Annotated in this window: 20 protein-coding genes, 1 tRNA gene and 1 pseudogene; 5 read left to right on the top strand and 17 right to left on the bottom strand. The window is 73.2% G+C overall.

Annotated elements, in window-relative coordinates; translation table 11 throughout:
- Position 1: 1 nt before the first annotated feature.
- The 3 genes from CC117_RS31020 to CC117_RS31010 are packed head-to-tail and all read right to left on the bottom strand — an operon-like array spanning position 2 to position 3,353.
- Positions 2 to 1,414, bottom strand: a complete 1,413-nt coding sequence (locus tag CC117_RS31020) for a PP2C family protein-serine/threonine phosphatase (protein ID WP_071091001.1) — start codon at positions 1,412 to 1,414, stop codon at positions 2 to 4.
- Positions 1,411 to 1,950 carry an FHA domain-containing protein FhaB/FipA gene (locus CC117_RS31015; RefSeq protein WP_071090998.1) on the bottom strand — a complete coding sequence of 180 codons (540 nt, stop codon included), beginning with the start codon at positions 1,948 to 1,950 and terminating at the stop codon, positions 1,411 to 1,413. The genes CC117_RS31020 and CC117_RS31015 overlap by 4 nt, the downstream gene beginning before the upstream one ends.
- A gap of 2 nt (positions 1,951 to 1,952) precedes the next feature.
- Positions 1,953 to 3,353 (bottom strand): FhaA domain-containing protein, encoded by a 1,401-nt coding sequence (locus CC117_RS31010; RefSeq protein WP_071090995.1) that lies wholly within the window; start codon positions 3,351 to 3,353, stop codon positions 1,953 to 1,955.
- A gap of 159 nt (positions 3,354 to 3,512) precedes the next feature.
- On the opposite strand from CC117_RS31010, the gene CC117_RS31005 reads away from it, so the two are divergent.
- Positions 3,513 to 3,595 (top strand) — tRNA-Leu (locus CC117_RS31005).
- A gap of 136 nt (positions 3,596 to 3,731) precedes the next feature.
- Here CC117_RS31005 and CC117_RS31000 read toward each other — a convergent pair.
- Together CC117_RS31000 and CC117_RS30995 are read right to left on the bottom strand one after the other, a co-directional pair.
- A complete protein-coding gene (locus tag CC117_RS31000; RefSeq protein ID WP_071091231.1) occupies positions 3,732 to 4,505 on the bottom strand; it encodes an HNH endonuclease family protein in 774 nt (257 codons plus the stop codon).
- 99 nt (positions 4,506 to 4,604) lie between these two features.
- A complete protein-coding gene (locus CC117_RS30995; protein ID WP_084133049.1) occupies positions 4,605 to 6,518 on the bottom strand; it encodes a serine/threonine-protein kinase in 1,914 nt (637 codons plus the stop codon).
- 234 nt (positions 6,519 to 6,752) lie between these two features.
- Here CC117_RS30995 and CC117_RS38315 point away from each other — a divergent pair, with 234 nt between their 5' ends.
- Positions 6,753 to 6,926 carry a hypothetical protein gene (locus CC117_RS38315; RefSeq protein WP_198542045.1) on the top strand — a complete coding sequence of 58 codons (174 nt, stop codon included), beginning with the start codon at positions 6,753 to 6,755 and terminating at the stop codon, positions 6,924 to 6,926.
- A 30-nt stretch (positions 6,927 to 6,956) separates the two neighbouring features.
- Here the strand turns inward: CC117_RS38315 and CC117_RS30990 are convergent, their stop codons facing one another.
- The gene (locus CC117_RS30990) at positions 6,957 to 7,352 is read right to left on the bottom strand and encodes a cold-shock protein (protein ID WP_071090990.1); all 396 of its coding nucleotides are present in this window, start codon (positions 7,350 to 7,352) and stop codon (positions 6,957 to 6,959) included.
- Between the two features lie 364 nt (positions 7,353 to 7,716).
- Between CC117_RS30990 and CC117_RS30985 the strand changes: the two genes are divergently transcribed.
- The gene (locus CC117_RS30985; protein ID WP_071091225.1) at positions 7,717 to 7,956 is read left to right on the top strand and encodes a hypothetical protein; all 240 of its coding nucleotides are present in this window, start codon (positions 7,717 to 7,719) and stop codon (positions 7,954 to 7,956) included.
- Positions 7,957 to 7,999: 43 nt separating this feature from the next.
- On the opposite strand, the gene larE is transcribed toward CC117_RS30985, so the two are convergent.
- Positions 8,000 to 9,448, bottom strand: coding sequence for an ATP-dependent sacrificial sulfur transferase LarE (larE, locus tag CC117_RS30980; RefSeq protein ID WP_265338907.1), 1,449 nt, complete (start codon positions 9,446 to 9,448; stop codon positions 8,000 to 8,002).
- An 82-nt stretch (positions 9,449 to 9,530) separates the two neighbouring features.
- Here larE and purS point away from each other — a divergent pair, with 82 nt between their 5' ends.
- On the top strand, positions 9,531 to 9,752 hold the full coding sequence (purS, locus tag CC117_RS30975; protein ID WP_071091222.1) for a phosphoribosylformylglycinamidine synthase subunit PurS: 222 nt from the start codon (positions 9,531 to 9,533) through the stop codon (positions 9,750 to 9,752).
- Positions 9,753 to 9,776: 24 nt separating this feature from the next.
- On the opposite strand, the gene CC117_RS30970 is transcribed toward purS, so the two are convergent.
- The 5 genes and pseudogenes from CC117_RS30970 to CC117_RS30950 all read right to left on the bottom strand — a co-directional run bounded on the left by CC117_RS30970 (position 9,777) and on the right by CC117_RS30950 (position 14,260).
- Positions 9,777 to 10,127, bottom strand: coding sequence for a rhodanese-like domain-containing protein (locus tag CC117_RS30970; protein ID WP_071090983.1), 351 nt, complete (start codon positions 10,125 to 10,127; stop codon positions 9,777 to 9,779).
- 49 nt (positions 10,128 to 10,176) lie between these two features.
- Positions 10,177 to 10,437, bottom strand: a pseudogene (locus CC117_RS30965) (zinc finger domain-containing protein); the annotation flags it as partial.
- A gap of 62 nt (positions 10,438 to 10,499) precedes the next feature.
- Positions 10,500 to 11,333 carry a 1,4-dihydroxy-6-naphthoate synthase gene (locus CC117_RS30960; RefSeq protein ID WP_071090976.1) on the bottom strand — a complete coding sequence of 278 codons (834 nt, stop codon included), beginning with the start codon at positions 11,331 to 11,333 and terminating at the stop codon, positions 10,500 to 10,502.
- 4 nt (positions 11,334 to 11,337) lie between these two features.
- On the bottom strand, positions 11,338 to 12,273 hold the full coding sequence (gene mqnB / locus CC117_RS30955) for a futalosine hydrolase (RefSeq protein WP_071090973.1): 936 nt from the start codon (positions 12,271 to 12,273) through the stop codon (positions 11,338 to 11,340).
- 283 nt (positions 12,274 to 12,556) lie between these two features.
- The gene (locus CC117_RS30950) at positions 12,557 to 14,260 is read right to left on the bottom strand and encodes an MFS transporter (RefSeq protein ID WP_241830578.1); all 1,704 of its coding nucleotides are present in this window, start codon (positions 14,258 to 14,260) and stop codon (positions 12,557 to 12,559) included.
- 310 nt (positions 14,261 to 14,570) lie between these two features.
- On the opposite strand from CC117_RS30950, the gene CC117_RS30945 reads away from it, so the two are divergent.
- The gene (locus tag CC117_RS30945) at positions 14,571 to 15,524 is read left to right on the top strand and encodes a DUF3027 domain-containing protein (RefSeq protein WP_407673615.1); all 954 of its coding nucleotides are present in this window, start codon (positions 14,571 to 14,573) and stop codon (positions 15,522 to 15,524) included.
- Positions 15,525 to 15,569: 45 nt separating this feature from the next.
- On the opposite strand, the gene purL is transcribed toward CC117_RS30945, so the two are convergent.
- The 5 genes from purL to CC117_RS30920 form a co-directional block, all read right to left on the bottom strand.
- The gene (gene purL, locus CC117_RS30940) at positions 15,570 to 17,846 is read right to left on the bottom strand and encodes a phosphoribosylformylglycinamidine synthase subunit PurL (protein ID WP_071090963.1); all 2,277 of its coding nucleotides are present in this window, start codon (positions 17,844 to 17,846) and stop codon (positions 15,570 to 15,572) included.
- A gap of 34 nt (positions 17,847 to 17,880) precedes the next feature.
- Positions 17,881 to 18,861 (bottom strand): ABC transporter substrate-binding protein, encoded by a 981-nt coding sequence (locus CC117_RS30935; protein WP_071090959.1) that lies wholly within the window; start codon positions 18,859 to 18,861, stop codon positions 17,881 to 17,883.
- 19 nt (positions 18,862 to 18,880) lie between these two features.
- Positions 18,881 to 19,600 (bottom strand): phosphoribosylformylglycinamidine synthase subunit PurQ, encoded by a 720-nt coding sequence (gene purQ, locus CC117_RS30930; RefSeq protein ID WP_071090956.1) that lies wholly within the window; start codon positions 19,598 to 19,600, stop codon positions 18,881 to 18,883.
- 135 nt (positions 19,601 to 19,735) lie between these two features.
- A complete protein-coding gene (locus CC117_RS30925) occupies positions 19,736 to 20,368 on the bottom strand; it encodes an ATP-binding protein (protein ID WP_241830577.1) in 633 nt (210 codons plus the stop codon).
- Between the two features lie 131 nt (positions 20,369 to 20,499).
- Positions 20,500 to 21,459, bottom strand: a complete 960-nt coding sequence (locus CC117_RS30920; RefSeq protein ID WP_071090949.1) for an NAD(P)/FAD-dependent oxidoreductase — start codon at positions 21,457 to 21,459, stop codon at positions 20,500 to 20,502.
- Positions 21,460 to 21,682: the final 223 nt, after the last annotated feature.

The following is a 21,682-nucleotide window of genomic DNA, read 5'->3' as shown; positions in this document are numbered from 1 at the left end:
CTCACGGGGAGGGGGGCACGGCCGGCGGAGGGCAGTTCGGCACGGGGACAGGGCTCGCGGTCGGGCACACGCCTGCCACCGGGGGCGGGACCTCGGACCCGGAGGTTTTCGCGTCCGGCAGGACAGTCGGTGAGGGCGTGACCTCGGGCTCGGAGTCCGAGTCCGCGATGTCGTCGGAGTCGTCCGGCCGCTCCAGCTCCGAGATGATCAGGTTGGCGTCGGCCAGGTCGTCGGCGCGGATGCCGTCGCGCAGCCGGTCGCGCTGCGGCTCGGCCACCTCGCTCAACGGCTGGTGGCGGGAGCGCACCGTCGACAGGGAGACCCCGGCGATACTCCCCTTCAGGCCCTGGAAGACCGCGACCTTCTCGTCGTCCACACCGACGTAGTACTGGCCCCGCACCCAGGTCCAGCCCACCGTCGCACCCGCGACGACCAGCACCAGCACCATTGTCGAGACGAACAGGCGCCGCCGCCCCCCACCGCGTGCAGGGGCTCGTTCGGGATCCTCGTCGGGGTCGTCCCCCGGCTCGTGGGAACCGCGGCGGTAGAACCCGGTGCGGCCGATGCGGGCCGCCTTGGCGGCCGCCGACTCCGAGTCCGCGTTCCGTGGATTCGGGCCGGAGCGGGCCGCCGCCGCATGCGGGACAACGCGCTTCTCCGCGGCCGCGCCGGCCACCAGCGGTGCGTCGTCGTCGTGACCGTCCTCGAGCACGTCGGCCACGACCACGGTGATGTTGTCCGGCCCGCCGCCCTTGAGCGCCAGCTCGACCAGTCGGTCGACGGCGTCCTGCGGCTGGTCGAGCAGCAGAGCCTCCAGGATGGTCTCCTCGCTCACCACCCCGGACAGCCCGTCGGTGCACAGCAGGTAGCGGTCACCCACGACGGCCTGCCGCATCGACAGGTCCGGGTCGACCTCCCGGCCGTCGAGCGCCCGCATCAGCAGCGACCGCTGCGGATGGGTGTTCGCCTGCTCCGGGGTGATCCGGCCCTGGTCGACCAGATCCTGGACGAGGGTGTGATCGTGGGTGATCTGGGCCAGCTCGCCGTCCCGCAGCAGGTAGGCACGGGAGTCGCCGACATGCAGCAGCCCCAGGTGCTCCCCGGAGGACAGCATCGCCGTGACCGTCGTGCCCATCCCGTCGAGGGAGCTGTTCTCCAGGGCCATGTCACGCAGCTGGCGGTTCGCGTCCCGAATCGCCTCGGACAGCTCGGTGAGCAGGTCGGCGGGTGCGAGGTTCTCGTCAAGTTCGGCCAGCCGGGAGATCACGGTCGAACTGGCGACCTCCCCGGCGRCATGACCGCCCATACCGTCRGCCACCGCGAGCAGGYGAACGCCCGCATAGGCGGAGTCCTCGTTCCCCTCTCGGACATGCCCGACATCCGAGCGGACGGCGAAGTGAAGCCTGAGGCTCACCGGTRCAGCTCCAGGACGGTCTTCCCGATCCTGACCGGCGCGCCGAGAGGTACCGGCATGGGACTCGTCACCTTCGTGCGGTTGAGGAATGTGCCATTGGTCGAGCCGAGGTCCTCGACGAACCACTGTCCGTCGTGAGGAACGAGTCTCGCATGCCGGCCGGACGCGAAGTCATCCTCGAGGACCAGAGTCGAGTCCGGTGCCCGTCCCATGGTGATTACCTCGGGGCCCAGTGGGATTGTTGTGCCTGCAAGGTGCCCCTTTGTGACCACGAGTCGGGTCGGCGTGTGATCAGCCACCGGCGGTGGGACCGGCCGTGGGTTCTGGCGGGGTGAGCGGACCCGCTCCGGCCGCGCGTTCGGCGCCGGGGACGGCGCCCTCGCCACCACCGGCTGCCGCCGTTTCTGGCGCTGGGTCGGGCCGAACATGTCCAGTCGAACAGCCCGTACCGCCACCAGGACGAACCCCCAGAGCAACGCCAGAAAGCCGATCTTGACCAGCAGGAGGACGAGCTCGCTGGGCTCGGTGGGATCCACGGCTACCAGTCCCTGCGGCGGTTGTCGTCACCGTAACGCCCGCCGGCCCCGCCGGCCCGGCCGGAGCCGTACGGGTCCGGCTCGTCGAGTGGTTCCAGCGCGTCGAGCCCGTCGTCGGCCCGGGACGGCTCCCCGCGGAAGCCGCGCCCGCCGTCGCGCCGCGGATCCCGATGCGGATCCCGGCCGGGGGAGGGGCGTTCCCGCTCGCCGCGTCCCGGCCCGCGCAGTGGCGGAGCACCGGCCGGCCGCCGGTCGCGTGCCGGCGGGCCGTCGTCGCGGAACCGGGCGGACGGGCCCTCCCGGTACTCGTCCGGTCCCGGTCCCGGTCCGGGTCCCGCGCCCGGACCTGGTCGGAGGCCGGGGCCGGGGCCGGGCTCGTCGCGGTAGCGGGGCGCCGGGCCGCCGCGGAAGTTCTCCTCACGGCGGCCCGGGCCCCACCCGTCGGGCGGGCCGGGCTCGTCGCGGAAACGAGGAGACGGCCCTTCCCGGTAGTCGTTCCCGCGATCCCCGCGCCCGGGCGCCGGTGTCACGGGGCGCCGGCCCGGGGATGTCGGCTGGTGCGGGTCGAAAGGCGGCGGGGTCCGCTGATCCGCCGGGCGGCCCGGCGGAACCGACGACCGCGCGGCCGGCGGCGGGGTGCGCGGGCCGCGCGGGCCCGTGGCACCGGCGCGCGCATCCTCCCGGCGGAACTCGACCACCGCCGTCCCGAGCTCGATGCGGTCGCCGTTCATCAGCTTCACCTGGGTCGCCGCGCGGCCGTTCACCAGGCTGCCGTTGGTCGAGCCGGCATCCACGTAGAGGAACTGCCCGTCCGGCAGGCGGCGGATCTCGCCGTGCCGCCGCGACACGCCGGTGTCGTTGAGCCGGATGTCGCATTCGACGCTGCGGCCGATCACGATGATCTCGGCGTCCAGCGGGTACTCCCGCTCCGCGCCGCCGGACCCGCCCGGAGCGCGGGTCGTGATCAGGAGGTGGGGGGTGCCCGGCGCGGCCGACCGCGGACGCGCCCGGCGGCCGCCGACCACCGCCGCATCGGCCGACGCGACACTGCTGCGGATCCGGAAGACCCCGATGTCGAGATCGGCGGCCTCCGCAAGGCGGACCGTCACCGGGCCGACGAAGGTGTACCGCTGCTCGGCCGCATGCTCGCGGACCATCTCCGCCAGTTCGTCGCAGAGCTCCCGGGAGTACGGGGCCAGCCGGGCGAAGTCGCCGCCGGCGAGCTCGACGGCGAACTCGTTCGGGACCAGGACCCGGTTCGAGCTGTTCGCGCGCCGATCGTCGGTCTCCCGAGCAAGTGCGCTGGCGATCTCGACGGGTTCGACCCCGCCCTTGAACACCTTCGCGAACGCGCCCTCGACGAGGCCGCCAAGGCGCCGCTCGAAGCGCTGGAGCACGCCCATGCCCGACCTCCCTTCTCCCGGTCTGTGAGATCGTATGCCCACCGACGGGTCCGTCCCACGGCTCGGCAGCTTGACATGGCCACCCGCCCGGCGGGGGGTGCCGCCTGAGTACATCTCCGGCGTGGTAGCGTGTGCCACGGCAAGCTGATAGTCCCACTCGGGCGAGTGGCGGAATGGCAGACGCGCACGGTTCAGGTCCGTGTGTCTTAACGGACGTGGGGGTTCAACTCCCCCCTCGCCCACGAGCCGGCCCGTCGTGTTCGCAGACTTTGTCTGCTTCGCGGCGGGCCGCAATTTTTTCGGGGGGGCGACCCCCCGAACCCCCCGGGTTTGACCCCCGAACCCCCGAGCTCGCGGGGCTCGCCGGGGGGGTGGGGCTTAGCGGGGCGCGGTGGGGGTGCTGCCCAGGGGGGGCTGGGTGGGGCAGGTCTGGAGGACCTCGCGCATCGCGGTGGCCTCCGCGGGCTCCAGCCAGAGGCCGTAGCGGGCCTTCAGGCCCACCTGGCGGGCGATGTACGGGCAGCGGGCACCGGGGCTCGGGGGCAGCCACTCGGAGGCGTCCTGGTCGCTCTTCCGCTGGTTCGTCGGTCCGTCCACGGCCAGCAGGTTCTCCGGGTCGTTCGCGAAGGCGAGCCGCTCCTGGCCCGACCATTCCAGCGCGCCGGTGCGCCAGGCATCCGCAAGCGGGATCACGTGGTCGATCTGGACGGCGGAGGCGCTGCGCCCCCGGTCGAACCGCACCGTCCGCGTCGTGTACGGGTCCCGCAGCTCACCGGTCAGCACGATGCAGTCGTCCGACCTGCGCGTGGTGATACTGCGAAGGTCACGATGCAGGATGTCGTTGCGGGTGTCGCAGCCGTTTCTGTCGACGTCCGACCAGGACGCTCCGAACTCGTCCCGCCGATAGGGGGGCGAGTTGTCCTCGTCGCGGACAGGCAGCGTCCCGAGCAGCTCCAGGGCCGATCCGGTGGCCGCGGGCGCGTCGTCGGTGCCCGCGCCAGCGGCGGTGGGCGCCGGAGTGYCCGCCGCGGCGTCCAGGGTCTCGTTCACCTCGTCGCAGCCACCGAGGAGCACCCCGAGCAGCAGCGCCGCAGCGGCGAGCAGTGCGCCGGCCCTGCTGCCCTGGTCGGCAATGGTGCTGCGCCCGCCCACCGTGTCCCCGATCTGCCGGCATGACCGGAGCGCGTGCTGYGTCCGATGTGGTCCGTGATGGTCGATTCCCACCGCGGCAGCCACCGTAACCTGTGCCGGCTACAAAGTGATCGTGACGCCTCGGCTTTCCGGGCGTTCGTGCAGCTCGAGGGCGCGGGCCTCACTGTCCGCCGGGATGTCGAAGACGAAGGTGCCGGTCACCGTGGCGCCGGCACCGATCGTCGACCAGACATCGTCCTGCAGGATGAAGCGGGCGAGGAAGTCCGCGGAGTGGCTCTCGCCATCCGTGGTGACCAGGGACTGGTCCTCGTTGCTCAGCACCCGCTCGGCCGAGCCGGTGTTGGTGATCCTCATGTCGGCCAGGCAGAACTGGCCGGACGCCCAGCGGGGGATGAAATCACCCAGTTTCTCCACCCCGCACTCGACCTTGGTCGCGACGAACTCCAGTTGGTCGTCGCGCACCGGCGTGCCCAGTCCGGCTGTCCGGGGATCCGTCGTCGCCTGCGGCTGGATCTGCCCGCTGGGAGCCGGCCGGCCGCCGTCGGAGTCCCTGCCGGCGACGGCACTGATCAGCCACGCGGCGACGATGGCCGTGACCGCGACGGCGCCGAACAGGAGCAGCCGCTGCCGGGTCGAGCGGGGCGGCCCAGTCGTACCGGTGCCCGCCGTCGGTGTCGACGGAGGCGGGTGAGGTCCCTGGCCGGGCGGACGGGCCGCCGGCCACCCCGCCGAGGGCGGCCCCGCGCCGGCCGGCGCACCCGAGAACGGCGGCGCCCCTGCCGGCGTCGGCACAGCGATACCGGGATGTGCTGGCGCGCCATGGCCGGAACCGTCACCCGGTGCCGCGGCACCGCCTCGGCCACGTGGCCCGACCTGGCTGGGCGGCCCACCGTGGCTGGGCGGCCCAGCCTGGGCAGGCGGCACGGCGGCGGGCTGGTGGAGCTGCCTCGCGGCCGGCACCCGGTCAGCCTGCCTCGCGGACCGGGCGCGGGAGGGCGTGAAATCGGGCAGCGTGCTGCCCCGGGTCAGGTTCAGCAGCTCTTCGGCCTGGTCGACGGCGGCGTCGCTCGGCCGCCAGGCGCTCCCGTCGTCGCTGTCAGCCGACGGCGTGGTGGGCGGCAGCGCGATGAGGTTCAGCAGCAGGTCGCGCGCGTTCGGGCGGGCGTCGGGATTCTTGGCGAGGGCGGCGGYGACCAGCGTCTTCAGGCCGGGCGGCAGGCCCAGCAGGTCCGGCTCCCAGCTGACGATGCGGRTGCTCAGCTCCAGGTCGGTTCCGGTGCCGAACGGGTGATGGCCGGTTCCGGCGAAGGCCACCAGGATGCCCCAGGTGAAGACGTCGGCCTCCGGGCCGATCGGCTGGCCGTTCACCTGCTCGGGAGCCATCCAGCCGGCGGAGCCGAAGCCCCAGGCGGTCGGCTTGGCCTTGGCGCCTTCCAGCGCCTGCGCGATGCCGAAATCGATCACCCGTGGCCCGGACATCGAGAGCAGCACATTGCTCGGCTTGAGGTCACGGTGGACGAGGCCGGCGCTGTGGATCGCGGTGAGCGCCGTGGCGACCCCGACGGCGAGCCCGGTCAGGGTCGACCCGCTGATGGGCCCGTTCTCGACCGCATGGTCCAGCCGGACGCCGTCGATGAACTCGGTCACCAGATAGGGGGCGGGCGCGTCGGGGTCGGCGTCGAGCACCTCGGCGGTGCAGAACGGCGCGACGCGGCGTGCGGCGTCCACCTCCTGCCGGAACCGGCGGCGGAACTCCTCGTCGGCGGCCAGGTCCGRCCGGACGATCTTGACCGCGACCCGCCGGCCCGCGGACTCGGCCAGGTAGACGGTTCCCATCCCGCCGGCGCCGAGGCGACGCAGCAGGCGGTAGGGGCCGATCACTCGGGGCTCGTGCGGGTGCAGCACCTCGCCCGGGGGCATGCCGCTCCCGGGCTGTCCGCGCGCCGCCGGGGCGTGTTCCCCGTTGTGATCCACGATGACGTCCACCTTCGGTGCCGGGGTCGCGGCGTCCATGGTCCATGGCCTGTTCGCAGTCTGCACCAACGCGCGGTCGGCTCCGCGTGAGCCGAAGCTATGGCCGGATTTTCCGGCCACACCGCGGCACCGCCCGCGACCTTCACCTGGCGGACCGCCCTCCCTTTCGTCGATACAGGACGAAGGAGGCCTTCCGCCGGTACTTCACGGTCGTTGATCCGACAGCGCGGGTTGTGGGAACAGAGCGTGGCGTGTGCCGTGCGACCATGAATGATGAGCGACCTGCACGGGCCCTGGCTCGACTGCCCCTGGTGCGGCGGGCGGGTGCCGCTCGCCTACCTGGCGCCGTCGGACGAGGAGCCCGGCGCCGCAGCCGGCGTCTGCACGGACTGTCGGCGCCGTGTCACGATCATGCCGCCGGACGATCCCCTCGCCCCGGGGCCGTGACCACCGTGGTCCGGCGCCGCAGGGGCGGGCTCAGCGCTCGAGTTCGTTCGCCACGGCGTGCACGACCTTGGCGACCTTCTGGGCCGCCCGCCGGTCCGGGTAGCGGCCGCGGCGCAACTCGCCCTGGATGTCGTCCAGGATCTGGATCATGTCCTCGACCATGCTGTGCAGCTCGTCGGGACTGCGCCGGTTGGCGTTCGCGGCGGCCTTGGCGACGGACGGCGGAGCCGCCAGAATCCGCACCGAGAGAGCCTGGTCGCCCCGGCGGCCGGCGGCCACCCCGAACTCGACGCGGTCGCCGGGCTTGAGCCGATCGACACCGGTCGGAAGGGCGGCCTTGTGGACGAAGACGTCCTCGCCGTCATCACGGCTGAGAAATCCGAAACCCCGTTCGACATCGAACCACTTGACTCTGCCGGTGGGCACGGGCGACCTCGTTCTGCGATGCGGATCGGCGGGTTGACACGCGGTGACGAGTCCCAGGCTATCGGGCGTCCGCGCCGGGTGTAGGGGCTTCGCGGACGATGACGCTGCGTGGCCGGCGGGCCCGGAGACGTCCAGGCCAGAAGGGCCGCGCGTACCCGCAGGTCCGACGCGCGCACGATCGCGGAACAGCACCGGAACACCCGGCGAACCGGTTCCTCTGCTGCCCGCCGGCGTTACAGAAGGCGCATTCGGGGCAGGAGGCCCGTGCGCCGGATCGGAGATGGGCTGTGCGGCCCCGGTTCGGACGTGGAAGGGAATCAGCGCACCTGACAGGTTCCATCTGATCGCCGGAGGAGTGAGTGTGATGCCCAAGCTGGACCAGAACCACGATGTCGATCTCGACTTCCGGGACGCGGATGCTCTGGCCGAGGCGGAGGAGAGCCGCCGCCGGGACGATGTGGCACGCACCTCCAGCGGACCCGTCGACCCGGAGGCGATGGCGGCGGCCGACGGCCTGTCCGTCTCCGAAGCCGAGGCGGCCGCCTACCGCGAGCATGCCGAGCGGGGCGCCCATCAGCAGGGCGAGGGCGCGCCGGAGGTCTGACCCCGGCCGGCCCCCGGCCCAGCCACCCGGTCCGGCTACGCGACTACGCGGAGCCGGGTGACGGGAGCAGCTCGTTCATCGATCCGGAGCGGAATCCCCGGGGGTCGACCTCGACGCGCGCGAAGCCGCAGTCCAGCACCACCGACGTCACCTCGGGGCGGGCTGCCAGGCGCGGGGCGTGCTCGGGGTCGACCTCGATGCGGGCGAGGCCGCCGAGGTCCCGGACACGCAGGTCGCGGAGGTGGAAACCGGCGTCGGCGGCGGCCACGCGCAGGGCCGCCTCGGCCTGTTCCACCCTGGCCAGCCGGGCGGGGCTGACCTGCACCCCGTAGGCGATCCGACTGGCCAGGCAGGCCGCTGCCGGCTTGTCCCAGGTGGACAGACCCCACTGGCGAGAGGCTGCCCGGACCTGCGACTTCGTCAGACCGGCGTCGAGCAGGGGGGTACGCGCCCCCCGGCTCGACGCCGCGCTGATGCCCGGCCGGAAGCCGGCGACGGCGTCGTCGGCGTTCGTGCCGGTCACCACATGGCCCAGGCCGAGCTCGGCGGCGAGCGGGCCGAGCGTGTCGAGCAGCTCCGCCTTGCAGAAGTAACAGCGGTCCGCGCCGTTCGCGCGGTACTGGGCGCTGCTCATCTCGTCCGTCGCCGGCAGGACGTGCCGGACACCCAGGTCGACGGCGAACCGACGCGCGGCCTCGAGTTCCGCGGCGGGCAACGAGGGAGACACCGCCGTGGCGGCGACCACGGAACCGGCACCGAGGGCGCGGACGGCCGCCGCCAGCAACAGCGCCGAATCGGCTCCGCCGGAGAACGCGACGAGCACCGAGCCGAGTTCGCGCAGCCGCTGCGCCAACAGGTCGAGCCGCCGGCGCAGCACCTCGTCGGCGAGCCAGGCGGGGAAGGCGGCGAGATCGTCCAGGACGACGTCCGCGCCGGCAGCGGCCAGTTCGGCGGCCGTGCACGGACCGGTGGGCACCGCGACCGCCAGCGCGCCGCCCGATCGCGCCCCGTGGACGTCCCCGAGGTGGTCGCCGACGAAGATGTCGACCCCGTGCTCGCGGAGCGCCGCACCCTTGGCCTCGGCAAACAACCAGCCCGCCACCTCGTCCGCGGCGAGGCCGATCTGTTCCAGGCTGGCCACGGCCAGCGGGCGGCTCTTCGCCGTCACCACCACCACCCGGCCGCCGGCGTGCCGGACGGCCTCCACGGCCTYGACGGCGTGCGGCATCGCGACGGACAGGGGCAGCGCGTGCGTGCTGTACAGCTCGCGGTAACGGACCACACGCCGGGCCACCTCGTCCGCCGGGAACCAGCGCGCCATCTCGTCTTCCACCGGGGGCCCGAGACGGGCCACGGCGGCCTCGCCGTCGATCGCCACGCCGGTCTCGGCGGTCAGGGCGGCGAAGGCCGCGACGATCCCGTGGCGGGCGTCCAGCAGCGTCATGTCCAGGTCAAAACCGACGACCAGGGTGGATGTTCTCCAGGGGGACACCCGGTGAGCGTAACCAGCGGGCTCGGCGGGCCACCGGAAGCCGGTAGGGTCCGCGAGTGTGACCAGGGTTGTGGTGGATGTGATGCTCAAGCCGGAGATCCTCGACCCGCAGGGCCAGGCCGTGCTGACGGCGCTGCCCCGGCTCGGCGTGAACGGGATCAGCGGCGTGSGCCAGGGCAAGCGGTTCGAGCTGGAGCTGGACGGCGAGGTCGATGCGGACGCACTCGCCCGCATCGACCATCTCGCCTCGACCCTGCTCGCGAACCCCGTGATCGAGGACTACGTCGTACGGGTGGAGGAGTAGCCGGCCCGGCTGGACAGCGGCCGGTCAGATGACGGTGGGGGCGACCGGGCTGTCGCTCACCATCGGGCGCCCGGCGGCCTGCCAGCCGAGCATGCCGTCGACCAGGTTGCGGGCCTGCCAGCCCTCCCGCGCGAGGTGCGCCGTGACCCTGGCGGACCGCGCGCCGGAGCGGCAGACGACGACGACGTCCCGCTCCCGGGGGACCTCGCCGATGCGGGCGAGGATCTCACCCATCGGGATGTGGACCGCGCCGTCGATGTGGCCGGCGGCCCACTCGTTGGGCTCGCGCACGTCGACGAGCATGGGGCCGCCCTCGGCGGGCAGCTGGACGGGAAGTTCCGTCACGGTGACTGTTGGTATCTGCTCGGGACTCACAGCGCCATCCTGCCACCCGGTACGCCGGGGGACGGCTGCGGYGTCACGCTCACTTCAGCAGTCTTGACATCCGCCTGTCCGCGAGGGGGCGCCCGTCGGTCTGGCAGGTGGGGCAGTACTGCAGCGACCGGTCGGAGAACGACACCTCCCGGATGGTGTCCCCGCAGCGGGGGCAGGGTAGCCCGGTCCGGCCGTGCACGTTCAGCCCGCGCTTCTTCTCCGCCTTGAGGTCGCCGGTGGCCAGGCCGTGGGCAGAGCGTTCCGCCTCCCGCAGCACGCCGGTGATGGCCTCGTGCAGCTTCTCGACCTCGGGAAGCTCCGGCATGGACGCAAGTGTGACACCCGGCCGCCCACCGGGGCAGACGTCCAGGATCAGACGCGCGGTGGCCAGCTGTCGAGCGCGCCGGGCGCCAGCGCGGGGACGAGGCCGGCGGTGGCGGCCCGCCCGAGCAGCTCGCCGACAGCGGCGCGGCCCTCGTCCCCGAGGTCGAGCGTGAAGTCGTTCACGTACAGCTCGATGTGGGCGTTCACGACGTCGGGTGCCATCTCCTGCGCGTGCTCGATCACGAACGGCGCGCTCGCGGACCGGTCGGCGAACGCCGCGGCCACGCTCGCCCGGACGGCGTCCGACAGGCCCGCCGCGTCGAGCCCGCGGCGGGCCAGGATGGCGCCGAGCGGGATGGGGAGGCCGGTGTGCCCCTCCCACCAGTCCCCGAGGTCGGCCACGGCCGTCAGGCCGTAGGAGGGGTAGGTGAACCGCGACTCGTGGATCACCAGCCCGGCGTCGTACCCGCCGTCGCGGACCGCCGGCATGATCTGGTCGAACGGCAGAACCTCCACCGACCCGACGCCGACCTTCTCCGCCCACAGTCGGAACAGCAGGTACGCCGTGGTGCGCGTGCCGGGGATGGCGACCGACGCCCCGCGCAGGTCGGTGCGCCCCGCGGTCAGGACGAGCGGGCCGCAGCCGCGGCCGAGCGCGCTGCCCGCGGCGAGCAGGCTGTACCGGCCGAGCAGCCACGGCAGGGCGGCGTAGGACACCTTGACGAGGTCGTCGACACCCTCGGCGGCCCGTGCGTTCAGCACGTCGATGTCGGCGAACGTCGTCGACACCGGCGGCGCTCCCGGTACCAGCCCGTGCACCAGCGCGTGGAAGGCGAAGGTGTCGTTCGGGCAGGGCGAGATCGCGAGGCTGAGCGTGTCCACGGACCTAGTGTGCCGGCCCCTTCTCGGCCTGCGGGACGGGGACCAGGCCCTCCGGGTGCGCGACCAGCGCCGCGGCCGCGGTGCGCAGGCTGCCGAGCGCGGACTGCATGTTCCAGGACGCCCGGTCCCGGCGGCCCACCAGGTTGCTGATCGCCCGGATCTCCGTCACCGGGACCCCGAACGCGCCAGCGGCGACCCCGACGGCGTAGCCCTCCATCGCCTCGGCGACCGGGTCCAGCCGGGAGGTGAGCGCGGCGGCCCGCCGCTCCGTCCCGGTCACGGTGGAGACGCTGACGACGGTGCCGCTGACGATGCGCCGCCCGGTGACACCCAGGACGGTCGTCATCCGCCGGACCAGCCCGGCGTCGGGCTGCAGGGTCGACGAGCCGAGGCCGAGCTCGTCCATGGTCAGGAACGCCCCGGCGGCGACCGGCCCGGTCGGGGGCCCGGTCTGCGGGGAGGGTGCACCAGGCGGGTAGAAGCCCAGGTTGCGGTCCATCTCGCTGATCCGGACCGGGGGGGCGGCCTCCGCCGGCTCGTCCAGGCCGGACTCGGCGCCGAGGTCGGCGGCGACCAGCCGGTCGGCGATGACGAGATCACCGATCTCGGCCCAGCCGCGGAACCCGCCGGCGACACCCATGGCGATGACCAGCCCGAACGGCTCGCCGGCCGCGCTGGCCACGGACAGCGCGACGGCGGTGCCGGCCGCCGCCGCGGGACCGGCCGGCCCGGCGGCGAGAACGGTCACCGGGCCCCGCCGGCGACCCACGTAGGGGCCGAGGGTGGAAGTGGTCAGCAGCTGCCGGTCCCAGTCCGGCGAGACCAGCCCTCCGGGGCCGGACGGGGTGCGCGAGCGGCCGCGTGACCAGCTCCCCATCAGACCTGCGCACACTGCGTCCGCCTCGGCGTTCACCGCGGTGACGATGAGGGTGCGGGTCATGACCCACTCAAGATCATGGTCTGGACGTGTCCTCGTTCCGCCGTCGTGTCGATGGGGCGCCGGTCCGCATTCAGGCGACCGTGCCGGACGGCGAGGTAACGCCACGATGCCTGGAGGATGGTGCAAACCGGACTAGTTGACGGACCCTAGCATCGCGGTCGACCCTCCGTGGTTCCGCACACGTTGAGTTATTTTATAACTACGCTATTTCCGTTTCTGCTGCGCCGACCGTCGGTCCGGGCTACTGTCATTGGCCCGTTTCCGCCCTCGGCGGCCGTATCGCTCAGCGATCCCGCCGCCCGCGGCGTCCGCGGCGTCGAATGATCTCAGACGTCGGCGCCTGTGATCCCTGGTCAGTGAATTCCGGCACGTTCCGCACTGCTCCATAAGACTCCGGTCCATACGACTCCGGTGCCGCCGGGATCGTCAGGTCCGGCACTGTCGGCCGCAGCGCCGGCGGTCGTGCCGGTGGCCGTGCCGGTGGCTGTGCCGGGTCTGCCGCGGCCGGTGCCGCGGCACCGTGGAAGGCCCCCGTCCCATCCGCATCCGCATCCGGACCCGGCACCGGACCCGGCACYCGCCATCCGACCGGGACGTCGGCCCGTGGGTCCGGGGTGTAGGCGGCAGAGGCCGTCGGGACGCCAGCGGCGCCGGGCCAGGCCGTCTGCTGGTGCCGGTCGCGTGCCTGCTCGCGGGCCCGGTGCAGGGCGCGGGACTGAAACGCGAGGGTGAGCCCGACAACCGCGGCGGCGAGCGCGAACCCGAGTGCTCCCGGCATCTCGATCAGCCCGAAGGCCCCGCCCGTCACCCAGCCGAGCTGGAGGGCCGTCTCCGACCGCGCGAAGGCGGAACCACGGGTGTCCTCCACGATGTCGCGCTGGATGATCGCGTCCAGCGCCAGCTTGCCCATCGAGCCCGCTGTCATGGCCAGCAGCGCTGCCACCAGCGACGTGAGCCGGGTGTAGGTCACTGCGGCCAGCAGGCAGCCGGCCGTCGGCAGCAGCAGGCTCAGCATCAGGATGCCCTCGGGGCGCCGGCGCCCCAGCCGGCCGCCGATCAGGACGCCGATGCCGCTGCCCAGACCGGCTGTCGCGGCGAGCGCGCCGAGCCAGAGGTTGTTCCCGCCGCTCGTCCGCAGCAGGAAGGCGAGGTAGAAGGTGAGAAAGCCCACCAGACCGCGCAGGACGAGCGTTGCCCGCAGTGCGACCGGGAGGGCGCCGAGCACTGCCGCGACCCGGGTGCGCAGGCTGCCGCGGCGGCGCGGCCCGGTCAGCTCGCGCAGCGTCCGCTCGCCGGCCGCGGAGTCGACGTGGCCGGGCAGGTTGAAGGCGAGCAGCACGCCGACCATGTAGACCAGCGCGCACGCCCGCAGCACCCAGGGATAGCCGACGAAGGGGATGTTGGCCAGCCCCAGGCCGAGTGGCGCGACGATCGCGCCGGCGACGATGTTGACGAGCGAGATGCGCGAGTTGACCTTGACCAGGGTCATTTCCGGCGGGGTGACCCGTGGGATGACCGCGCTGCGGGCCACCCCGAAGGCACGGGAAAGAACCAGAAGCCCCAGGGCGAGTGGATAGACGGCGAGCCCGTCCAGCGCTCCGGCGAGCTGCCAGGCCAGCAGGCACCGCCCCAGGCAGATGGCGGCGAGAGCGGTCCGCCGGCCGTGGGCGACCCGGTCGAGCAGCGGGCCGACAACCGGCGCCAGCAGCGCGAACGGAACCATTGTGATCAGCAGGTAGAGCGCGACCTTGGAGCGGGCCTCCCCGGTCGGCACCGCGAAGAACAGCGAACCTGCCAGCGCCACCGTGACGAGTGCGTCACCCGCCGCGTTGACGAACGACAACTCGGTCAACGAGGAAAGCCCGGACTGTTGCGCCCCGTCGCGACGAATGGTCCCTCGCAGGCGGTTGAGGCCCCCGGCGAGTGCGCTTCCCGACTTCACGCTGCCGAGTCTGCTCGCCCCTACCGCCCGAGACCACGACCACATCGGGCGGGGCGGCCATCGGTGAGTGAGAATACGTGCCGTGGAAGCACTAGACGTTCGTTCCGAGTCGGCTGGGGCTCGTGCGTCCCGCGGGTCGTCGCGTGGTATCGGCGAGCCGTCAGCCGATGCCGCGACGGATCACAGTGAGGCCACGCCCCCGGTGGTCACCGAGCCCGCACCACCGCGACCCCCCCGCCGCCGCTCGCCGCGGCGCACCTCCCCGGCAGCCGGGGCAGCCGGGGCAGCCGCCGAGCCGGCTGCCGACCCGACTCCCAGCCCGCCCGCACCCCCGCCCGATGAGGTGACCGCGCGCGTGACGCCGGAGACACCGTCGCCGGAGATCGTGCCGCCGGAGACGGCGACACCGGAGCCGGAGCCGGTGGCGCCGAGAGCACGGGCCGGCCGGGCGACCCGTACGGCGCGCGAGCCGGCGCCGGACGCCGTGTGCGCCGCCGCGGTGGACCTCGCCCGGGCCGCGGCCGAAGAGGAGGCCGGCGACCCGGCGGAGGTCGGTGAGCACCTGGGCGTCGAGGCGGAGGCGGACCGGCTGGTCCTGCACCGCTTCGCCTGCCTGTCCCCGGCCTACGTCGGCTGGACCTGGACGGTGGCCGTCGCGCGGGCGCCCCGCCTGCGGAAGGTGACCGTCAACGACGTGGTCCTGATGCCGGGCGAGGGCGCGGTCCTCGCACCCGCCTGGGTCCCGTGGTCGGAGCGCCTGCGGCCGGGTGACGTCGGGGTGGGTGACCTGCTGCCCACCGCCGTCGACGATCCCCGCCTCACGCTGCGGGCCGGCGACGCGCTGGAGTTCGACGACGCCGACGTCTGGATGGAACTGGGGCTCGGCCGGCCCCGGATCCTCTCCCTGACCGGCCGGGAGGACACGGCGCAGCGGTGGTACGGCGGCGACGCCGGCCCGGACGCCTCCATCGCCAAGGTCGCGCCCGCGTCCTGCCTGACCTGTGGGTTCCACGTGCGGCTCGTCGGTGTGCTGGGGCGCGTGTTCGGCGTCTGCGCCAACGAGCTGGCGCCGGACGACAGCCGGGTCACCTCGATCGACCACGGCTGCGGCGCACATTCCGAGGCGCTGGTCGCGCCGTCGGCGCACCCGGAACCGGTGCCGTTCGACGAGGACCCGTCCGACCTGATGCCGACGGACGTCGAACTGGTCGGCGTGGCCGCGTGGGCGCACGGGCCTGGCTCGGTGGCGGACGCCCCCGCCGGACGCACCGACGACGGCACCGACACCGAGCCCTACGGCCACTCCTGACGCCCGGGCCCGGCGTCCGGGGCGGGGGCCCGGCGTCCGGGTGGGTCAGCCGGTGTGGCCGAACAGGCGGGGCAGGGTGCCCTCGTGGGCGGTTCGCAGCTCGTCCAGCGGAACGGTGAACTGGCCCGCCACGTCGAGACTGCTGCCGGTGACGGTGCCGAGGGGCCGCCACGGCAGGTCCCGGGCGGCGCAGAGCCGTGCCAGCTCGTCGCGGCGCCCGCCGGGCACCGCCACCACCGCGCGCCCGGCGGACTCGCTGAACAGCTCGACGAACGCGTCGGCGCCGGCGGGCAGGTCGATCCGTGCGCCGTGGCCGCCCCGTAGGCAGGACTCGACCAGCGCCTGGGCGAGCCCGCCCTCGGAGAGGTCGTGGGCCGCGGTGAACAGCCCGTCCTGCGCCCCGGCGACGAGCACCTCGGCCAGCGTCTTCTCCCGGGCCAGATCGACCGCGGGCGGCGTCCCGCCGAGGTGGCCGTGGGTGACCCAGGACCACTCGGAGCCGCCGAACTCGTCCCGGGTCTCACCGAGCAGCACCAGGGTGTCGCCGTCGCCGGTGAAGCCGATGGACGTCCGGCGGCGCACGTCGCCGAACAGGCCGAGCACGCCGACGACCGGCGTCGGGTGGATCGGCGTCGACCCGGTCTGGTTGTAGAACGACACGTTGCCGCCGGTGACCGGCAGCCCGAGCCGCCGGCAGGCGTCGGCGAGGCCGGCGCAGGCCTGCGCGAACTGCCACATGACCTCCGGGTCCTCGGGGGAGCCGAAGTTCAGGCAGTTGGTGACGGCGATCGGCTCGGCGCCGGCGGCGGCGACGTTGCGGCACGCCTCGGCGAGTGCCAGCTGGGCCCCGGCGAACGGGTCGAGCCGGGCGTAGCGCCCGTTGCCGTCGGTGGCCAGCGCGATGCCGAGCCCGGAGTCGGAGAGCCGCAGCACACCGGCGTCCTCGGGCTGAGCCAGCACCGTGTTGGCCTGCACGTACCGGTCGTACTGCTCGGTCACCCACGCCCGCGAGCACAGGTTCGGGGAGGCGATCAGGCGCAGCAGTGTCGCGCGCAGCGCATCGCCCGTCCGCGGCCGTTCCAGGGCGGTCGGGACGTCCGCGTGCAGCAGGTCCAGATCTGCCGGCCGGCGYAGCGGACGCTCGTAGACGGGCCCGTCGTCGGCCAGTGAGCCGGGCGGGACGTCCACCACGGTCTCGCCGTGCCAACGCACGATCAGCCGGCCGCTGTCGGTGACGGTGCCGATCCGGGTGGCGATCACGCCCCAGCGCTCGGCGAGGGCCAGAACCTCCGGCAGGACGTCGGGGGTGACGATGGCCAGCATCCGCTCCTGCGACTCGCTGGCGAGGACCTCATGGGCCTCCATCGACGCCTCACGGAGCGGGACGAGGTCGAGGTCGACCTCCATGCCGCCCGGCTGGCCGGTGGCGATGCCGGCCGCGGTCGTCTCGGTCAGCGCGCAGGTCAGGCCGGCGCCGCCGAGGTCCTGGATGCCGGTGACGAGGCCGCGGTCGAACAGCTCGAGGCAGCACTCGATCAGGATCTTCTCGGTGAAGGGGTCCCCGACCTGGACCGACGGGCGCCGTGCCGGGCCGCCGTCCGCCTCGAACGTCGCCGACGCCAGGACGGACACGCCGCCGATGCCGTCCCGCCCGGTCTTCGCGCCGAGGAGGACCACGGCGTTGCCCACTCCGGTGGCCGCCGAGGTCTGGACCCGGCCGACCGGCATCACGCCGACACACAGCGCGTTGACGAGCGGGTTCCCGCCGTACACCGGGTCGAAGACGACCTCGCCGCCGATGTTCGGCAGGCCCAGGCAGTTGCCGTAGCCGCCGATGCCGGCGACCACACCCGGCAGCACCCGGGCGGTGTCGGGCGCGTCGGCCGCCCCGAACCGCAGCGGGTCGAGGACGCCGATCGGTCGGGCGCCCATCGTCAGAATGTCGCGGACGATGCCGCCGACGCCGGTGGCCGCGCCCTGGTACGGCTCCACGAAGCTCGGATGGTTGTGCGACTCGACCTTGAACGTGACGGCCAGGCCCTCGCCGACGTCCACCACGCCCGCGTTCTCGCCCATGCCGACCAGAAGCCGGTCGGTGGCCGGGGTGTCCCGGAACTGGCGGAGGTGGACCTTGGAGGACTTGTACGAGCAGTGCTCGCTCCACATGACCGAGTACATGGCCAGTTCGGCGCCGGTCGGGACGCGGCCGAGCGTCGCGAGGATCCGCTCGTACTCGTCGTCGGTCAGGCCCAGCTCGCGGTAGGGCTGCTGGGCGGCCTRCCCGGCGGGGCCGGTGGTGGGGGCGGAAGGGGTTCCGGTCACGGTCCCATCCTGGCTGATGAGCGGGCCGGCCGGGTCAGGCGCCCAGCAGGCCCCTGTCTGTGAGGTAGTCGCGCGCGACGTCCTCGGACTTCTGCCGCTCGGCGTCGACCTTCTTGTTCAGCTCGGCGAGGTCGGCGGTGGTGAGCACCGGGGCCAGCGCGTTCAGCGCGTCTGCGATCTCGGGGGTGAGCGAGCCGGAGTGCACGATCGGCACGAGGTTGTCGGCGTTCTGCAGCTTCCGGTCGTCCGTCAGCACGACCAGGTCGTAGTCGGCGACCGTGGCGTCGGTGGTGAGCACCAGGCCGAGCTGCGCGATGTCGTCCCGCACGGCGGCCTTGGTCTGGGCGGTCGCCACCCCGGTCTCGATGATCCCCGAGATCCTGATGCCGTAGACCCGCACCAGGCCGGGCTCGCAGAAGGGACGGTTGGCGCATTCGGCGCCGGCCGCGAGCCGGACCGGGAGACCGCTGGCCCCCAGATCCGACAGGGACGTCAGATGGTGCCTCTCGGCGAAGGTCCGGCTGACGGCGAACGCGTTCTGGTCGACGGCGTCGGCCGGTTCGAGGACGCTCAGTCCCACCTCGTCCGCGAGGCCGCGGAGCAGGCGCAGGGTCGAGTCGAGATCCGAGGAGACGATCGACCCGGCGGGGCCGGTGGCCTCCGCGGCGGTATCGTCGCCGGCGGAGCGGCCTGGGCCCAGCTGGGAGTTGAGCAGGCCCGCGTAGGTCGCCACGTACTGCGGCATCGCGTCGATCCGCCCGTCCTCCAGCGCGGACTGCGCGATCTCGGTGTTCTGGACCGATGTCCGCTCCACCTGGTAGCCGGCCTGGCCGAGGAGCTCGCCGTACATGTCAGCGAGGATCTTGCTCTCGGTGAACCCGGCGTCGGCCACGGTGAGCGAGCCGAGCTGGCCGTCGGTCGACTCCGCGCAGCCCGCGATCGCCAACAGCAGGGCGACGACGGCAGCGAGAGCGGCCACCGCGGCCGCGCGCGGCGCGCTGGGACGTACGGTCACGCTCGGCCACCCATGCGGGTCAGGCGGCCGCGCGGAGCAGGCCGTCCAGCACCGAGGTGAACATCCGCAGGCCGTCCGTACCCGGTCCGGTCAGGTCCTCCACCGCGTGCTCCGGATGGGGCATCAGCCCGACCACCCGCCGGTTCTCACTGCACACCCCGGCGATGTCGTCCACCGACCCGTTCGGGTTTCCCCCCGCGTAGCGCACCACCACCCGGTCCTGGGCGGTCAGCTCGGCCAGCGCCGGCGCGTCGATGACGTAACGGCCCTCACCGTGCTTCACCGGGATGACGATCTCCTCACCGGCGGTGAACGAGCCGGTCCAGGCAGTGTCGCCGGTCTCCACCCGCAGCCGCTGGTCACGGCACACGAAGTGCAGCCCGGCGTTGCGGGTCAGCGCACCGGGCAGCAGCCCGGCCTCGCACAGGACCTGGAACCCGTTGCAGATCCCGAGCACCGGGAGGCCCGCCCCGGCCGCGGCGACGACGGCGCCGACGACCGGTGAGAACCGGGCGATCGCGCCCGCCCGCAGGTAGTCGCCGTAGGAGAAACCGCCGGGCAGCACGATCGCGTCGACCCCGTGCAGGTCTTCGTCACCGTGCCAGAGCGGGACGGGCTCGGCGCCGGCGAGCCGTACGGCCGCGGCGGCATCCCGGTCATCCAGCGAGCCCGGGAACGTCACCACGCCGACCCTGGGCGGGCGCCCGCTACCTGCCTCGCCGGCGGGAACTGCCGCCATCTCCGCACCACCGTCCTCGACCCACGCCGTCCGACCTCGGTGTAACCGGCCTCAACCTACCGGCCGGACCGGCGCACAACCATGGGACAGCGCCCGAAACTCCGAGCCGGGACGCCGAGCAGGGACGAGGCCGGGCTACGGCTGGTCGGGTGGCTGCCGGGGCCGTGCCGACCAGGGACCGTGACGAGTGGGTACGTGGTGAAGGCGTCGGCCGGGGTGATCCTTGTTCCAGGTCAGAAGCTTCTCCAGATGTACCCGCGTGCCCGGATGCGGGCCATCGACGGCGTCGAACCGAACGTTGTCCATCAGTGCGCGCATCATAAGAATTCCGCGCCCCCGTTCCGGTAGCAGCTCGGTAGGGCCGAGCATGGACGGGTCGGGCCCTTCAGGTTCTTCCCAGTCGGGTTTCCGGCCGGCCGGGTCGTCGGGCCCGTTGGCATCGTCGCCGTCACTGCCCGAGGAACCGTCGTCACTGTCGAAGGAACCAGTGAGGCCGCTTCCGTGGTCGACGACCTCGATCACGGCCACCGTGTTGTCGACGCCGACCRAGACCTCGTACTCGTCGTCCGCAGTCGCATGAATCAGGACGTTCGCGCACGCCTCGGTCAGCGCGATCTCGACATCATCGATGCAGTCCTGGGAAACCCCGAGGACTTCCAGCGCCTGCGCGCATATTCGGCGGACAATCGGAATGGAGATTTCATCCCGGGGGAGCGACAGGCCGAGTTTGATCTCCATGTCGGTGGGTGTACCCCGCGGCTCCGGCATCAACCGGAGCCGTTTCCGTCGGTAGCGCCGACGGCGGCCGACAGCTACCTGGTGGTGGTCCATTGTGATATCGGCGTCGATCTGGTGGGTATAGGACGCTCTTCTGACCGCACGCGCGGGAACGCGTGCGGTCAGGCCAGTGCGCTGACGATGGCCCGGGCGAGATCGATGCCCGATCGCCACGCCGTCTCGACCCGCGGCCTGCCCCAGCTGTCACCGGCCAGGCCCACCCGGGCGTCTCCGAAGAAGAACGTCTCCTCCCGCGGTAACGCAGGGCGGGCGAACGTCCAGCGCTGGACGTAGGTCCAGTCCGGTTCGGTGGGGATGGCGAGCAGGCGGCGCAGGGCACCGGTGAGCTCCGCCGCCGCGGCGGGCGGGTCGGCGAGCCGGCCGACCGCGAAGTCGCTGGTGGAGTGGGCCACCAGCACCGGGGCGTTGTCCCCGCGCCGGCGCCCGTCGTCGGCGATCCACGCGATGGTCGGGTCCTCGTGCACGAAGGCGCCGTCGATCGGCGACCACCCCCGGGTACCCCAGCCGGCGAGGAGGGCGAGCACCGGCATCCACTCCCGTCCGAGCAGCACCGCACGCTCGGCGCCGAGCTCGGGGGCCAGGTGCCGCAGCGCCTGCGGATCGGGCATCGCCAGGACCGCGGCGTCCACCGCCTCCCCGTCGACCACCGGGCCGGGCCGCACCATGCGGATGGGCGCTGACTGCGCCACCGGAACACCACCGCGGCTCGCCAGGTCGACCACCAGCGAGCGGATCCCGCGGGGCGCCGCGTAGCGCAGCGGCCCCGGCGACGCCGGGCTGATCGTCACCGACGGACCGTCGACCACCGGGAACCGGGACGTCCACGGGCGGACAAGGCCGCGAGCCAGCCAGTCCTCGACGACCTCGAGGAACTCGGGGTCGCGGGCGGTGAAGTACGAGGCTCCGGAGTCGACGATCCGGCCGTCGATCCACCGTGACGCCATCCGCCCGCCGACCACCCGGCCGCGGTCGCGGACCTCGGCGTCGATCCCGCGGACCCGCAGCTCCCGCGCGCACGCGATGCCTGAGATCCCTCCGCCTGCGACGACGACCTTTGCCACGGGCAAACCGTTCTGTGCTGTCCGGCGACGAGCCGACTGCCGACCCGCCCGAGTCCGGGAACCATCCCGCCATCGTGCGCGTCCCGGCGGCCACTGGGTGTCGCGGAACGGCTCCGTGTCCCGATCGAAGGGAAAACTCCCGGGTGGGGAAGGGTTATCACTGCGCACACCGCCGACGGTCGGGCGGTGGCGGCGCATGTCGAACGCGGAGCCGCGGGCCGAT

It is taken from the genome of Parafrankia colletiae (genome assembly GCF_001854655.1).
GTDB lineage: Bacteria > Actinomycetota > Actinomycetes > Frankiales > Frankiaceae > Parafrankia > Parafrankia colletiae.
Note: the sequence above shows the minus strand (reverse complement) of the source record. Positions and strands in the feature narration are given on the sequence as shown.